Source organism: Pseudomonas sp. LJDD11, from assembly GCF_024584215.1.
Taxonomy (GTDB): domain Bacteria; phylum Pseudomonadota; class Gammaproteobacteria; order Pseudomonadales; family Pseudomonadaceae; genus Aquipseudomonas.
In genome coordinates this window covers 52,199-67,013 of the sequence record NZ_JANJFL010000008.1, presented here as the reverse complement: position 1 = coordinate 67,013, position 14,815 = coordinate 52,199, and the positions used below count along the sequence as shown (strand labels likewise).

The 14,815-nt window shown below is 58.5% G+C and carries 12 protein-coding genes and 2 tRNA genes; all 14 read right to left on the bottom strand.

Translation table 11 applies throughout. From position 1 onward, the window contains the following. Positions 1–93: 93 nt before the first annotated feature. Positions 94–2,199, bottom strand: coding sequence for a polyribonucleotide nucleotidyltransferase (gene pnp, locus NRB16_RS11845; RefSeq protein ID WP_045487737.1), 2,106 nt, complete (start codon positions 2,197–2,199; stop codon positions 94–96). 242 nt (positions 2,200–2,441) lie between these two features. Continuing rightward, the gene (gene rpsO / locus NRB16_RS11840) at positions 2,442–2,711 is read right to left on the bottom strand and encodes a 30S ribosomal protein S15 (RefSeq protein WP_027900329.1); all 270 of its coding nucleotides are present in this window, start codon (positions 2,709–2,711) and stop codon (positions 2,442–2,444) included. 148 nt (positions 2,712–2,859) lie between these two features. After that, positions 2,860–3,777 carry a tRNA pseudouridine(55) synthase TruB gene (gene truB / locus NRB16_RS11835; protein WP_045487733.1) on the bottom strand — a complete coding sequence of 306 codons (918 nt, stop codon included), beginning with the start codon at positions 3,775–3,777 and terminating at the stop codon, positions 2,860–2,862. A 3-nt stretch (positions 3,778–3,780) separates the two neighbouring features. Then, positions 3,781–4,182, bottom strand: a complete 402-nt coding sequence (rbfA, locus tag NRB16_RS11830) for a 30S ribosome-binding factor RbfA (protein WP_045487731.1) — start codon at positions 4,180–4,182, stop codon at positions 3,781–3,783. Positions 4,183–4,317: 135 nt separating this feature from the next. Next, positions 4,318–6,879: a translation initiation factor IF-2 gene (gene infB / locus NRB16_RS11825; protein WP_045487729.1), complete on the bottom strand. Its 2,562-nt coding sequence runs from the start codon at positions 6,877–6,879 to the stop codon at positions 4,318–4,320. Between the two features lie 27 nt (positions 6,880–6,906). Further along, positions 6,907–8,388, bottom strand: a complete 1,482-nt coding sequence (gene nusA / locus NRB16_RS11820; RefSeq protein ID WP_045487725.1) for a transcription termination factor NusA — start codon at positions 8,386–8,388, stop codon at positions 6,907–6,909. A gap of 60 nt (positions 8,389–8,448) precedes the next feature. After that, on the bottom strand, positions 8,449–8,907 hold the full coding sequence (gene rimP, locus NRB16_RS11815; RefSeq protein ID WP_045494307.1) for a ribosome maturation factor RimP: 459 nt from the start codon (positions 8,905–8,907) through the stop codon (positions 8,449–8,451). 169 nt (positions 8,908–9,076) lie between these two features. Further along, positions 9,077–9,153: transfer RNA gene (locus NRB16_RS11810), tRNA-Met, on the bottom strand. A 97-nt stretch (positions 9,154–9,250) separates the two neighbouring features. Further along, positions 9,251–9,336 (bottom strand) — tRNA-Leu (locus tag NRB16_RS11805). A 44-nt stretch (positions 9,337–9,380) separates the two neighbouring features. Then, positions 9,381–9,761: a preprotein translocase subunit SecG gene (gene secG, locus NRB16_RS11800; RefSeq protein ID WP_084709964.1), complete on the bottom strand. Its 381-nt coding sequence runs from the start codon at positions 9,759–9,761 to the stop codon at positions 9,381–9,383. A gap of 4 nt (positions 9,762–9,765) precedes the next feature. Beyond that, on the bottom strand, positions 9,766–10,521 hold the full coding sequence (gene tpiA / locus NRB16_RS11795) for a triose-phosphate isomerase (protein ID WP_253116376.1): 756 nt from the start codon (positions 10,519–10,521) through the stop codon (positions 9,766–9,768). Positions 10,522–10,587: 66 nt separating this feature from the next. Continuing rightward, positions 10,588–11,928: a phosphoglucosamine mutase gene (glmM, locus tag NRB16_RS11790; RefSeq protein ID WP_257106209.1), complete on the bottom strand. Its 1,341-nt coding sequence runs from the start codon at positions 11,926–11,928 to the stop codon at positions 10,588–10,590. 18 nt (positions 11,929–11,946) lie between these two features. After that, positions 11,947–12,798 (bottom strand): dihydropteroate synthase, encoded by an 852-nt coding sequence (gene folP / locus NRB16_RS11785; protein WP_045487716.1) that lies wholly within the window; start codon positions 12,796–12,798, stop codon positions 11,947–11,949. An 8-nt stretch (positions 12,799–12,806) separates the two neighbouring features. Beyond that, positions 12,807–14,708, bottom strand: a complete 1,902-nt coding sequence (gene ftsH / locus NRB16_RS11780; protein WP_045487713.1) for an ATP-dependent zinc metalloprotease FtsH — start codon at positions 14,706–14,708, stop codon at positions 12,807–12,809. Between the last annotated feature and the right edge of the window lie 107 nt (positions 14,709–14,815).

The window sequence follows — 14,815 nt, the reverse complement described above, 5'->3', positions numbered from 1 at the left end:
AATATCCGAAACAAAAAAAACCCCGCTCTTCGCAGTGGTGTCTTATTTTCGCAGGCAACCGGGCTGCCCAAGACAGCCCGATTCACACCTGAATCAGACGCCGGAAGCTTTGGCAGCCGCCACGTCTTTGATCGACAGTTTGATACGGCCGCGGTTGTCCACGTCCAGTACCAGCACTTCGACTTCCTGACCTTCCTTGAGGATGTCGGTCACTTTCTCTACGCGAGCATCGCTGAGCATCGAGATGTGAACCAGACCGTCCTTGCCAGGCAGGATGTTGACGAACGCACCGAAGTCAACGATACGCTCGACCTTGCCGACGTAGATCTTGCCGATCTCGGCCTCTGCGGTGATACCCAGTACGCGCTGACGGGCTGCTTCAGCGGCTTCTTTGGTTTCACCGAAGATCTTGATCGAGCCGTCGTCTTCGATGTCGATCGAAGCCTTGGTTTCTTCGCAGATGGCACGGATGGTCGCACCACCTTTGCCGATCACGTCGCGGATCTTGTCGGTATCGATCTTCATCGCCAGCATGGTCGGCGCGTTGGCTGACAGCTCGCTGCGCGACTGACCGATGATCTGGTTCATCTGACCGAGGATGTTCAGGCGTGCTTCCAGGGCCTGGCCCAGGGCAATCTCCATGATTTCTTCGGTGATGCCCTTGATCTTGATGTCCATCTGCAGAGCAGTAACACCGTTGGCAGTACCGGCAACCTTGAAGTCCATGTCACCCAGGTGGTCTTCGTCACCGAGGATGTCGGTCAGGACTGCGAATTTCTCGCCTTCCTTGACCAGACCCATGGCGATACCGGCCACTGGCGCCTTGACCGGCACACCGGCGTCCATCAGCGCCAGCGAAGCACCGCAGACCGAAGCCATGGAGCTGGAACCGTTGGATTCGGTGATTTCCGATACCACGCGGATGGTGTACGGGAACTGGTCAGCGCTAGGCAGCATGGCCTGTACGCTGCGGCGTGCCAGACGGCCGTGACCGATCTCGCGACGGCCAGCACCGCCCATGCGGCCGCACTCGCCCACCGAGAATGGAGGGAAGTTGTAGTGCAGCATGAAGCTGTCTTTTTTCTCGCCTTCCAGAGTGTCGAGCAGTTGTGCATCACGGGCAGTACCCAGGGTTGCAACCACCAGCGCCTGGGTTTCGCCACGGGTGAACAGCGCCGAACCGTGAGTCTTTGGCAGAACGCCGACTTCGATGTTCAGCGGGCGAACGGTGCGGGTGTCACGGCCATCGATACGCGGCTTGCCGTTGACGATGTTCTCGCGCACGGTGCGGTATTCGATTTCACCGAAAGCAGCTTTGACTTCGCCAGCCGACGGGCCATTCTCTTCAACGGCAAGACGGGCAACAACCTGGTCACGCAACTCGCCCAGGCGAGCATAGCGGTCGGCCTTGACGGTGATGGTGTAAGCCTGGGAAATGGCTTCGCCGAACTCACTGCGAATGGCATTGAGCAGGACAGTGTTCTCGGCTTCTGGCTGCCAGTTCCAGGTTGGCTTGGCGGCTTCGGCAGCGAATTCCTTGACGGCGTTGATCACGGCCTGGAATTCGTCGTGGGCGAACAGCACGGCACCCAGCATTTGGTCTTCGGTCAGCTCTTTGGCTTCCGATTCAACCATCAGTACTGCTTCTGCAGTACCCGCCACGACCATGTCGAGGCTCGAAGCAGTCTGCTGCTCGTAAGTCGGGTTGAGCAGGTAGCCGGTTTCCGGGTGGTAGGCCACACGGGCAGCGCCTACCGGGCCGTCAAACGGGATGCCGGAGATGGCCAGGGCCGCGGAAGTACCGATCATCGCAGCGATGTCCGGATCAGTCTTCTTGCTGGTGGAAACCACTGTGCAGACGACCTGCACTTCGTTCAGGAAGCCTTCCGGGAACAGAGGACGGATCGGACGGTCGATCAGACGCGAGGTCAGGGTTTCTTTTTCGGAAGGACGGCCTTCACGCTTGAAGAAGCCACCCGGGATCTTGCCGGCCGCGTAGGTTTTTTCCTGATAGTGCACCGACAGCGGGAAAAAGCCCTTGCTTGGGTCGGCGTGCTTGGCACCGACTACGGTCACCAGAACGCTGACGTCGTCGTCAACGCTGACCAGTACTGCGCCTGAGGCCTGACGGGCAATGCGGCCTGTCTCCAGGGTTACGGTCGATTGACCGAACTGAAACTTCTTGATTACCGGGTTCACGGTTTCCTACCTTTCATTTGTGGCTCTGGGGAAAATGTCTTCTTGCGAATTCTTGGGCAGCACGGGGAATCGGCCCCGATGGCAGTCCAGATAAAACTTGAGGCTGGAAGCCTGCCAGACACATCGGTTTGACCGATATGCCCAGACAGGCTACCAACCTCATATTTCTTTCCGGCCAGACGCCTGGCCCGTCAGTGACTGACGCAACCAGGCTTGGCGGAAAGAGAGTCACCACGCCGTGATTAGCGACGCAGACCCAGACGGCCGATCAGAGCACTGTAACGGCTCACGTCTTTGCCTTTCAGGTAGTCCAGCAGCTTGCGGCGCTGGTTTACCATGCGGATCAGACCACGACGGGAGTGGTGGTCTTTACCGTTGGCCTTGAAGTGGCCTTGCAGCTTGTTGATGTTGGCGGTCAGCAGTGCAACTTGCACTTCTGGCGAACCAGTATCACCGGCAGCTTGCTGGTAGTCGGTTACGATCTGAGCTTTTTCTTCAACGCTGAGTGCCATTTGGGCAATCCTTCAAGTCAAGGAGCCGTCCTTGCGGGACGATTCCAACAGGCCAAGGCCAAAGCCTCGTATTTAAAAAAGAGATGTGACCGTGCCTGTTGACAGCCACCCTCGCCCGCATGCCTGACACCAGCCATGCGGATTTCGGTCACTCTGACCGAATCAGTCGACGCGGCGCAATACGCCCGTCTTCGCTCACTTCACCGATACCGATGAAGCGGCCCTGGTGATCCTGTACCCGGACCATGCCGAACTTCGGTGCGTCCGGCGCCCTGACTGGCTGACCATGCAGCCAGTAGAAAGCGCTGTGCTCCGAGAACTTCAGCAATGGCCAGTCGAGCAACCCGCTGTCTGAGGGCATCAGGAAGCGATCAATGGCTTCGTTGCCGCCTTCGGCATGGGCTTGCTCAAGCTCTTCCAGCGTGACCGTCTGGGCCAGACTGAAAGGGCCGGCCTGGGTGCGGCGCAACTCGGCGACGTAGGCACCGCAGCCAAGACGCTCACCAATATCTTCCACCAGGGTACGGATATAGGTGCCTTTGCTGCAATCCACGGCCAGTCGTGCAGTCTCGCCTTCGCACGCCAGCAACTCCAGGCGCGCAATAGTAACAGAACGCGCCTCGCGCTCCACTACTTCCCCTGCACGCGCCAGTTTATACAACGGCTGCCCATCACGCTTGAGAGCCGAGTACATCGGCGGTATCTGGCTGATCTGACCGGTAAAATCCGGCAGGATCGCTTCGATATCCTGGCGACCAACGGTCACCGGACGGGTTTGCAAAACCTCGCCTTCGGAGTCTGCGGTGGTCGTAGTCTTGCCCAACTGCGCCAGCGTCTCGTAAGACTTGTCGGAATCGAGCAGGTACTGCGAAAACTTGGTGGCTTCACCAAAGCACAGCGGCAAGACGCCAGTGGCCAAGGGGTCGAGGCTACCGGTATGGCCGGCTTTCTCGGCATTGAGCAACCAGCGCACCTTCTGCAGGGCCGCATTGGACGTGAAGCCCAGCGGCTTGTCGAGCAGGATGATACCGCTGACGTTACGGCGGATACGTTTGACCTGAGCCACCCGTCACTCCTTGGAATCGTCTGAGGCGGAGCCAGGCTGGTGCTGGCTGTCCTCAGCCACGGCGCGCTCGATCAGGGCCGAGAGGTGCGCACCACGCGACACGCTCTCGTCATAACGGAAATGCAACTGCGGTACGGTACGCAGCTTCATTTCACGACCGATCTGCATGCGCAGAAAGCCGGCCGCCGTGTTGAGCACCTTGATGCTCTGGGCAACTTCATCATTGCCGTCCTGCCCCATGACCGTGACATACACCTGAGCATGGCTCAGGTCACGGCTGACATCTACAGCAGTGATGGTGACCAGCCCCAGGCGCGGGTCTTTGACTTCACGACGGATCAGTTGCGCCAGCTCGCGCTGCATCTGATCGCCAATACGTTGGGTGCGGCTATATTCTTTGGCCATTTTTGATACCTGTTACTGACCCTGGGCGAAACCCTGAAGGTCTGAAAGCGGCAAACGCCCGGCCTGACGTAGGTCAGACCGGGCGTTGCGTTCAGCTCAAGGCACGGTAACAACGCCGTGCCCGAAACCCGCGACTTAGAGGCTGCGGGCCACCTGGACTTTCTCGAAGACTTCGATCTTGTCGCCGACCTTGACGTCGTTGTAGCTCTTGACGCCGATACCACATTCCATGCCGTTACGCACTTCAGAGGCGTCATCCTTGAAGCGACGCAGCGACTCCAGCTCGCCTTCGAAGATAACGATGTCTTCGCGCAGAACGCGGATCGGACGGTTACGGTGGACAGTACCCTCGATAACCATACAGCCGGCGATCGCACCAAACTTCGGCGAACGGAACACGTCACGGACTTCGGCAACACCGAGGATGTTCTCGCGAACATCGCTGCCAAGCATGCCGGTCAGGGCCTTCTTGACGTCTTCGATGATGTCATAGATCACGTTGTAGTAACGCATGTCCAGACCTTCCTGCTCGACGATCTTGCGCGCACCGGCATCGGCACGCACGTTGAAGCCGAACAGGACAGCGTTGGAGGCCAGTGCCAGGTTGGCGTCGCTCTCGGTGATACCACCGACACCGCCACCGATGACCCGGACCTGCACTTCATCGTTACCCAGACCGCCCAGAGCACCTTGCAGCGCCTCGAGCGAACCACGGACGTCGGATTTGAGGACGATGTTGAGCGTCTTCTTCTCTTCCTGGCCCATGTTTTCGAAGATGTTTTCCAGCTTGCCGGCATGGGCGCGAGCCAGTTTGACTTCGCGGAACTTGCCTTGACGGAACAGCGCAACTTCACGGGCCTTCTTCTCGTCAGCCAGTACAGTCATCTCGTCACCGGCTTCCGGGGTGCCATCCAGACCGAGAATCTCGACCGGGATCGACGGACCGGCTTCCTTCACAGGCTTGCCGTTCTCGTCGAGCATGGCGCGGATACGGCCATAGTTGGAGCCCACCAGAGCCATATCGCCCTGACGCAGGGTACCGTCCTGAACCAGAACGGTGGCCACCGGGCCACGGCCCTTGTCCAGACGCGACTCGACCACCACACCACGACCCGGGGCCGATGGCGTAGCCTTGAGTTCCAGAACCTCGGCCTGCAGCAGTACGGCTTCGAGCAGTTCGTCAACACCGGTACCCATTTTCGCGGAAACCGGAACGAACGGCGTATCACCGCCCCACTCTTCAGACGTCACGCCGTGAACCGACAGCTCACTGCGGATACGGTCCAGATCAGCGCCTGGCTTGTCGATCTTGTTCACTGCAACCACCAGCGGAACGCCAGCCGCTACTGCGTGCTGAACCGCTTCGATGGTTTGCGGCATCACGCCGTCGTCGGCTGCAACCACCAGGATCACGATGTCAGTCGCCTTGGCACCGCGAGCACGCATGGCAGTAAACGCCGCGTGACCAGGGGTGTCGAGGAAGGTAACCATGCCACGCTCGGTTTCAACGTGGTACGCACCGATGTGCTGGGTAATGCCGCCGGCTTCGCCAGCCGCTACTTTGGCACGACGGATGTAGTCGAGCAGCGAGGTCTTACCATGGTCAACGTGACCCATGACGGTAACGACCGGAGCACGCGAGAAGGTCTCACCTTCGAACTTCAGGGACTCGGCCAGGGACTCTTCCAGCGCGTTGTCGCTGACCAGAGTGACCTTGTGACCCAGTTCTTCAGCGATCAGGTGCGCGGTTTCCTGGTCCAGTACCTGGTTGATGGTCACCGGGGTGCCCATCTTGAACATGAACTTGATGACCTCGGCCGCCTTGACCGACATCTTCACCGCCAGTTCGCCGACAGTAATGGTTTCACCAATGGCCACGTCACGGATGACTGGACCGGTCGGTGCCTGGAAGCCGTGAGCATTACGCTTCTTGAGCTTGGACTTGCCACCACGACCGCGACGGAAGCCATCGCTTTCTTCATCGGAGGTACGCGGTGCAACGCGCGCATTTGGCGCCTTGTCCTTGGCAGCAGGGCGGTGGGCGGCGCCTTTGCGCTCGCCGTCGCCATTGCCACGGGCCGGACGGTCCTCGCTGCGATGGGTCTTCTCGGGACGACGCTCTTCGCGCTTGCGCACTTCAATGGTCGTGGTCGCCGGGGTGTTGTTGGCGGGTGCTGCAACCGGTGCTTCACGCACAGGCTCAGGCGCAGCAGCACGCTCGACCGCTGCCTCGACCGGCTTAGGCTTGTCGGCCACCGGCTGCGGCTTGGCTTCAACGTTCGCAGGGCGACGTGCATCTTCTTCGCTGCGACGCTTGGCTTCTTCTGCTTCAGCTTTCTGACGAACAGCCGCTTCGGCTGCACGGCGCTCATCGAGCTCGCGCTTGCGCTCGGCTTCAATTTCTTCAGCGCTGCGTTGTACGAAAACTTTCTTCTTGCGAACTTCTACGCTGATGCTCTTGCTACCGGCCACACGCAGAGTGCTGGTGGTCTTACGCTGCAAGGTAATCTTGCGCGGTTCTTCCGCCTTGCTCTTGTGACCGCTTTTCAGATGCGCCAACAGCGCCTGTTTTTCGTTATCGGTCACTACTTGCTCGGCGGCGGTGTGCGGCAGACCTGCCTCACGCATCTGCTGCAGCAGGCGCTCTACCGGTGTGTCAACCGTCTTGGCCAGTTCTTTCACCGTGACTTGCGTCATGCACTTCTCTCCTCAGGCCGCGCCTTGTTACTCGAACCAATGGGCACGGGCGGCCATGATCAACTTGCCGGCACGATCGTCGTCGATGCCGTCGATGTCGAGCAGGTCGTCAATCGACTGCTCGGCCAGGTCTTCGCGGGTCAGGACGCCGCGCACCGCCAGTTCCATCGCCAGGTCCTTGTCCATACCCTCAAGAGAGAGCAGGTCTTCGGCTGGTTGGGCGTCTGCCAGTTTTTCCTCAGTAGCGATGGCTTTGGTCAACAGGCGATCCTTGGCGCGAGCACGAAGCTCATTGACGATGTCCTCGTCAAAGCCGTCGATGTTGAGCATTTCTTCCAGCGGTACGTAGGCGATTTCTTCGAGGCTGGTAAAGCCTTCGTCGACCAGAACCTGAGCCAGCTCTTCGTCGACTTCAAGGTCGTCGATGAAATTGCGCAGGATGTCTCCGGTCTCCGCCTGTTGCTTGGCCTGAATGTCCGACTCGGTCATTACATTCAGAGTCCAGCCGGTCAATTGACTGGCCAGACGTACGTTCTGTCCACCACGACCGATGGCCTGAGCCAGGTTGTCCGCGCCAACCGCGATGTCCATTGCATGAGCGTCTTCATCAACGATGATTGCCGCCACTTCAGCAGGGGACATTGCATTGATCACGAATTGTGCCGGGTTGTCGTCCCACAGCACGATATCCACACGTTCACCGCCCAATTCGCCCGAAACAGCCTGGACACGCGAACCGCGCATGCCAATACAGGCACCTTGCGGATCAATACGCTTGTCCTTGGAGCGAACAGCAATCTTGGCTCGCGACCCCGGATCACGGGAAGCAGCCATCACTTCGATCAACCCTTCGGCGATCTCCGGGACTTCAATACGGAACAGCTCGATCAGCATTTCTGGCGCAGTACGCGACAGAATCAGCTGCGGGCCACGGTTCTCAGTGCGGATTTCTTTTAGCAGCGCTCGCAGGCGGACACCAACCCGGAAAGTCTCACGGGAGATGATGTCTTCACGTGCCAGCAGTGCTTCGGCATTGTTGCCCAGGTCGACGATGACGCTGTCACGCGTGACCTTCTTGACGGTGCCGGAAATAATTTCACCCAGACGCTCACGGTAAGCGTCAACCACCTGGGCGCGCTCGGCTTCACGAACCTTCTGGACAATGACTTGCTTGGCGGTCTGCGCGGCGATACGACCGAACTCGATGGACTCGATCTTCTCCTCGATGACTTCGCCAGCCACAGCGCCCGGTTTGTGCGCCTGGGCCTGATCTACCGCGTACTGGTGTGCCGGATCATCAAGGTCTTCGTCCTCGACCACAGTCCAGCGACGGTATGTCTCGTAATTGCCGGTGTGACGGTTGATTTCAACACGCACATCGACTTCATCTTCATAGCGTTTTTTTGTCGCGGTAGCCAGTGCCAGCTCCAGCGCTTCAAAAATAACACCCGCCGGTACGCCCTTTTCATTGGACACCGACTCAACAACCAGCAGTACTTCTTTGCTCATCGTACGCCTCGCCTTTCGCAAGCCATTGGATCCGCGGGATCCGCAGTATCTGGCACGTCTTCAGTCAAACGTGGGAATGATGTTGGCCTTGTCGATCATGTCGATCGGCAACAGGTACTCATGGTCATCAACCTGCACCACGACATCCTGCTCCTCCACCCCGCGGAGAAGGCCCTGAAAGTTGCGACGTCCTTCATATGGCGAACGCAGCTTAATTTTCACTTGGTTCCCAGTGTGCAAAGCAAACTGTTCAAGTGTGAACAGTGGGCGATCCATGCCGGGAGACGACACTTCCAGCGTGTACTCAGAGCTGATTGGATCTTCTACATCCAATATGCCACTGACCTGACGACTGACGATTTCGCAGTCTTCCACCAGGACGCCGCCTTCCTTATCGATAAAAATGCGCAGCATTGAATGCCGGCCCTGGGAAACGAACTCGATCCCCCAGCATGTGTAGCCAAGTGCTTCGACCACTGGGGCCAGCATGGCCTGCAACTGTTCCAGCTTGCTCGACATCTGAACCCCCTCGTGCATGCTTTGAAAATAAAAAAATGGGCACAAGCCCATCAGTGAAAACGCCGCTGAACACCGACGTCATGTTCGGAAACCTCTAAAAATCGCATCTTTAGAGAGATCCGTTCTGTCCAGCTAACAAAAAGCCCCTTGATAGGGGCTCCGCTAAAACTGGTTGCGGGGGCTGGATTTGAACCAACGACCTTCGGGTTATGAGCCCGACGAGCTACCAGACTGCTCCACCCCGCGACAAAGCTGGGGGCGGATTATACGATCGATTACTTGACAGGTCAATCGAACATCCACCTACAAGAAAGCCCGCTAATGCGGGCCATCTTGTTTTATATGGTACCGAGAAGGGGACTCGAACCCCTACACCCTATGGGCACAACCACCTCAAGGTTGCGTGTCTACCAATTCCACCACCTCGGCATTACAACACTTTGACGACATCAACTGCATCGTCGAATTCTTGCTTACTTTTCCGGAGCCTGAGGAACATCGGCCGGGACAGTAGCTGCGGGCTTCTGGCCGTCAAGCATAGGAACATCGTCGGATGCCGGCTTTTGCTTGATTTCCATTACCGCTGGATCTGGCAAACCTACCTGATTCAGCTCTTGAGCTTTTTCTTTAGCAAAGTAACCTAAACCCAAGCTACTCAAGAAAAAACATGCTGCAAGTATAGCAGTAAACTTACTAAGAAAGGTAGCACTTCCTTGGCTTCCGAAGACAGTATTTGATGCACCCGCACCAAATGAAGCACCTGCTTCAGCACCCTTACCCTGCTGCATCAGAACCAGGGCAACAACACCCAGGGCACCCAGCAGATGAAAAACGATTACGACTGTTTCCAGCATATTGTCAGTTTCCCGCGGCGCGACAGATCGCACCGAACTCATCTGCATTCAGGGAAGCTCCACCAACAAGCCCCCCATCGATATCCGGCATACTGAAAAGCTCAGCCGCATTGGCCGCCTTTACACTGCCGCCGTAGAGAAGTCGCACACCTTGTGCAACCCCAGAATCATTTTCGGCCAGTTGCGCACGTATTGCTGCGTGCACCTCCTGCGCCTGCTCAGGTGTTGCCGTCAACCCGGTGCCAATGGCCCATACAGGCTCGTAGGCAACAACGGCATTGACCAGCGCCTGGATACCAAACGCCTTGATGACACTGTCAAGCTGCTGCCCGACCACCTCAAGAGTTTGACCCGCCTCGCGCTGTGCAAGAGTTTCCCCAACACACAACACCGGCACCAGACCACTTGCCTGAATGGCCGCAAACTTGCGATTGAGCACTTCGTCAGACTCGCCCAACAAAAGGCGTCGCTCGGAGTGACCAACCAGAACCAGCTTGCAACCCGCATCGACCAACTGAACCGATGCCGTCTCGCCTGTCAGGGCGCCCTGCTCAGCCTGAACGGCTGCATCCTGGGCTCCCACGACGATCGACGTACCTTGGAGCCCGTCGACAACTTGACCGATATGCAGACTCGAAGGAATCACTGCAACATCAACACTGCCAGGCAGGTCCTGCGCTGCGAGTCCCTCGACCAGCTCAGCGACGCTGGCGCGGGTACCGTGCATCTTCCAGTTACCAGCTACCATAGGGCGACGCATGCTTTACCTCGTCGGTCAAAGTGGGCGCAGATATTACCCAACCATTTCAAAGCTGGCAAGCCGTTTTCAGGAACAAACTTCATCGACCAGCCTGGCCAGTTCTTCGGCATAGGCCCGGACCCGCACTTCATCCTCACCTTCGACCATGACACGCACCAGCGGCTCGGTCCCGGACTTGCGCAACAACACCCGACCACGCCCCGCCATCTCATCGGTTACCCGGGCACAAGCTTGCTGCACGGATGGATGAGCGACCGGATCCAGACCGCCGGCGAAGCGCACATTGATCAACACCTGAGGGCATTTGCGCAGTTTCTGGCGCGCCTGAGCCAGACTTTCACCTGCACGGCGCAGGGCCATCAACACCTGCAGCGCGGCGATAACGGCATCCCCGGTCGTGGTGTGCTGCATACATACCACATGTCCGGAGTTCTCACCGCCGAGCAGCCAGTTGCGCTCCAGCAGTTCGGCAATCACGTAGCGGTCACCGACATTGGCCCGAACAAATGGAATGCCGAGCTCGGCCAGCCCAAGCTCAAGCCCCAGATTGCTCATCAATGTACCGACGACACCGCCATTGAGGCGATCACGCTGATGCATGTCGCGGGCAATGATGTACATCAACTCATCGCCATCGACTATCGCACCGGTCTGATCGATCATCAGCACCCGGTCACCATCGCCGTCAAAGGCGATGCCCAGATCGGCCTTCTCGGCCAGCACGGCGGCCTGCAAGGATTCAAGGTGCGTAGAGCCGCAGTTTTCGTTGATATTCAGGCCGTTGGGCTGCGCAGCCAGAACACTGACCTGAGCCCCCAACTCGCGAAACACGCTGGGCGCGATCTTGTAGGTAGCGCCATGAGCACAATCGACCACCAGTTTCAGCCCGGCAAAGCTGGTGCCCGTCGGCACGCTGCTCTTGCAGAACTCGATATAACGACCGGCTGCGTCGTTGATCCGCGACACCTTGCCCAGATTCTCCGAGTCCACGACGGTCATCGGCGCATCGAGCAATTCTTCGATCATCATTTCGATCTCGTCAGGCAGCTTGGTGCCCTGCCCCGAGAAAAACTTGATGCCGTTATCGTAATGCGGATTGTGCGAAGCGCTGATCACGATACCGGCTTCTGCGTGAAAGGTACGGGTCAGGTAGGCGATCGCCGGCGTAGGCATCGGCCCCAGCAACATGACATCGGCCCCGGCAGCCGAAAGACCGGCCTCCAGGGCGGATTCGAACATGTAGCCAGAAATACGAGTGTCCTTACCCACCAGAATCCGGCAGGCGCCCATACGGCGAAACGCCATGCCCGCTGCCCAGCCCAGCTTAAGCATGAAATCAGGGGTAATCGGGTACTGGCCAACACGACCGCGAATGCCGTCGGTGCCGAAATATTTTTTGGTAGTCATGGGTGCTCCACAGTGTTCTTATTCAGCTGACTCGACAGCTGTAATCATGCGTACGACATCGACCGTCTCGGCAACATCGTGCACACGCAGGATCCGCGCGCCCTTGCTCATCGCCAGAGCCGCCAGGGCCAGACCGCCATACAGGCGCTCATCCACCGCACGCCCCAGCACACCGCCAATCATGCTCTTGCGCGAGACACCCACCAAGAGTGGGCGCCCCAACGCTTGCAGAACTTCCATGTGCTTGAACAGGCTGAGATTGTGATCCAGTGTCTTGGCGAAGCCAAACCCGGGGTCGAGAATAATGCGCTCAGCGCCAATACCGACGGCTGCGCACTGCTTCATACGCTCGACCAGAAAATCACTGACTTCCTGAACCAGGTCGCGATAGTGCGGATTATCCTGCATATCGCCAGGCTCGCCCAGCATGTGCATCAGACAAACCGGCAAACCGGTCTGCGCAGCCGCCTCCAGAGCACCAGGACGGCGCAGCGAGCGGACGTCGTTGATCAGACCCGCCCCCAGACGTGCGGTTTCCAGCATTACCTCAGGGGTTGAGGTATCGACGGAAATCACCACATCCAGCTCTTGAGCGACCCGCTCGACCAACGGCGCAACCCGCTCCAGCTCTTCGGGCACAGAGACCGGTGGCGCACCAGGGCGAGTGGACTCACCACCAATATCGATCAGAGTCGCACCAGCCAGCACCATCGCTTCGGCATGGCGCAGCGCAGCATCAAGCTGGCTGTAGCGGCCGCCATCGGAGAAAGAGTCGGGAGTCGCATTCAGAATGCCCATGACATGCGTCCGGGCCAAATCAAGAACCCGGTTGCCGCAAGGCAACCGGGTCGGATACAGCGTTGAAGTCATGTCAGACCTTAATGATCGGCAGCAGGGCCGCCGATAGGCGCTTCAGGACGGGGCTCGGGAATTGGCGTACCGTTGGTACCGGAACCACCTTCCCAATCACGAGGCTCACGCGGCGTGCGACCGGCCATGATGTCGTCGATCTGGTCGCTGTCGATGGTCTCGTACTTCATCAGCGCATCAGCCATGGCATCGAGCTTGTCACGGTTATCGGTCAGCAACTGCTTGGCCGTGCCATAACAAAGATCGATGATGCTGCGCACTTCAGAGTCGATCAGCTTGGCCGTATCACCGGAGAAACTGGTGTTCTGGCTCGAACCGCGCCCCAGGTAACCTGAGTCCTCGTCCTCCGTGTACATCAGCGGGCCAAGCTTCTCGGACAGCCCCCACTTGGTCACCATGTTCCGGGCAATCTGGCTGGCGCGCATGATGTCATTGGAGGCGCCGGTGGTAACCCCATCGAAGCCCAGGGTCATTTCCTCAGCGATACGGCCGCCATACAGCGAGCAGATCTGGCTGATCAGCGCACGCTTGGAGAGGCTGTAGCGATCCTCTTCAGGCAGGAACATGGTGACACCGAGGGCACGACCACGCGGGATGATCGAAACCTTGTAGACCGGGTCATGTTCCGGCACCAGACGACCAACGATCGCGTGGCCTGCTTCGTGATAAGCGGTGTTCTGTTTCTCTTTCTCGGACATGACCATGCTTTTGCGCTCGGCGCCCATCATGATCTTGTCTTTGGCCAGCTCGAACTCTTTCATTTCGACCAGGCGCTTGCCGCTGCGGGCAGCAAACAGTGACGCCTCGTTGACCAGGTTGGCCAGGTCGGCACCAGAGAAGCCAGGCGTACCGCGTGCGATCACTGCCGGATTGACGTTCTCGCCCATCGGCACTTTGCGCATGTGGACCTTGAGAATCTGCTCGCGACCACGGATATCCGGCAGACCGACGACCACCTGACGGTCGAAGCGGCCTGGACGAAGCAGCGCCGGGTCAAGAACGTCGGGACGGTTGGTCGCTGCAATGACGATAATGCCGTCATTCATTTCGAAGCCGTCCATCTCTACCAGCAACTGGTTGAGGGTCTGCTCGCGCTCATCGTGACCACCGCCCATACCGGCACCGCGATGACGACCGACCGCATCGATTTCGTCGATGAAGATGATGCATGGCGCATGCTTCTTGGCCTGCTCGAACATGTCGCGGACCCGGCTGGCACCAACACCGACGAACATCTCGACGAAGTCTGAACCGGAAATCGTGAAGAACGGCACCTTGGCTTCACCAGCAATGGCCTTGGCGAGCAAGGTCTTACCGGTGCCCGGAGGACCGACCATCAGTACGCCGCGCGGGATCCGACCGCCCAGGCGCTGGAACTTGCCCGGATCACGCAGGAACTCGACCAGCTCGCCGACTTCTTCCTTGGCTTCGTCACAACCTGCAACGTCGGCCAGGGTCGTCTTGACCTGATCTTCCGAGAGCAGGCGCGCCTTGCTCTTGCCGAAACTCATCGGCCCGCCCTTACCGCCGGCACCGCCCTGCATCTGCCGCATGAAGAACATGAAGACAGCAATGATCACCAGGATCGGGAAGCTGGCCACCAGCAACTGGGTCCAGATACTCTGCTGCTCAGGCTGTTTGCCTTCGACGACCACGTTGTTGTCGACCAGATCACCGATCAGGCCGTTATCCTGGATGGCAGGGCGGATGGTCTTGAAGGTATCGCCGTCACTGCGCTTGCCTGTGATGACATAGCCGTCCACAGAGACTTTCTCGACCTTGCCGCTCTTCACCTGCTGGATGAATTCGGAGTAGTTGAGGGTCTGCGGCTCGTTCGGGCTGGAGAAGTTGTTCATCACCGTCACCAGGACAGCCGCGATGATCAACCACAGGATCAAATTCTTTGCCATATCGTTCAATTAGCTACCCTCTGAAGCAAGCTCCACGCAGCAAGCGTGCCTCGCATGATAATCACCGCCCTAACTTACTACAGAACCCCCCAATGTGGCAGGCGCCG

Excerpts from the sequence above, each read along its gene's own strand:
- rpsO (WP_027900329.1), bottom strand. The coding sequence starts at position 2,711 with ATGGCACTCAGCGTTGAAGAAAAAGCTCAGATCGTAACCGACTACCAG.
- rbfA (WP_045487731.1), bottom strand. The coding sequence starts at position 4,182 with ATGGCCAAAGAATATAGCCGCACCCAACGTATTGGCGATCAGATGCAG.
- infB (WP_045487729.1), bottom strand. The coding sequence starts at position 6,879 with ATGACGCAAGTCACGGTGAAAGAACTGGCCAAGACGGTTGACACACCG.
- nusA (WP_045487725.1), bottom strand. The coding sequence starts at position 8,388 with ATGAGCAAAGAAGTACTGCTGGTTGTTGAGTCGGTGTCCAATGAAAAG.
- rimP (WP_045494307.1), bottom strand. The coding sequence starts at position 8,907 with ATGTCGAGCAAGCTGGAACAGTTGCAGGCCATGCTGGCCCCAGTGGTC.
- secG (WP_084709964.1), bottom strand. The coding sequence starts at position 9,761 with ATGCTGGAAACAGTCGTAATCGTTTTTCATCTGCTGGGTGCCCTGGGT.
- tpiA (WP_253116376.1), bottom strand. The coding sequence starts at position 10,521 with ATGCGTCGCCCTATGGTAGCTGGTAACTGGAAGATGCACGGTACCCGC.
- glmM (WP_257106209.1), bottom strand. The coding sequence starts at position 11,928 with ATGACTACCAAAAAATATTTCGGCACCGACGGCATTCGCGGTCGTGTT.
- folP (WP_045487716.1), bottom strand. The coding sequence starts at position 12,798 with ATGACTTCAACGCTGTATCCGACCCGGTTGCCTTGCGGCAACCGGGTT.
- ftsH (WP_045487713.1), bottom strand. The coding sequence starts at position 14,708 with ATGGCAAAGAATTTGATCCTGTGGTTGATCATCGCGGCTGTCCTGGTG.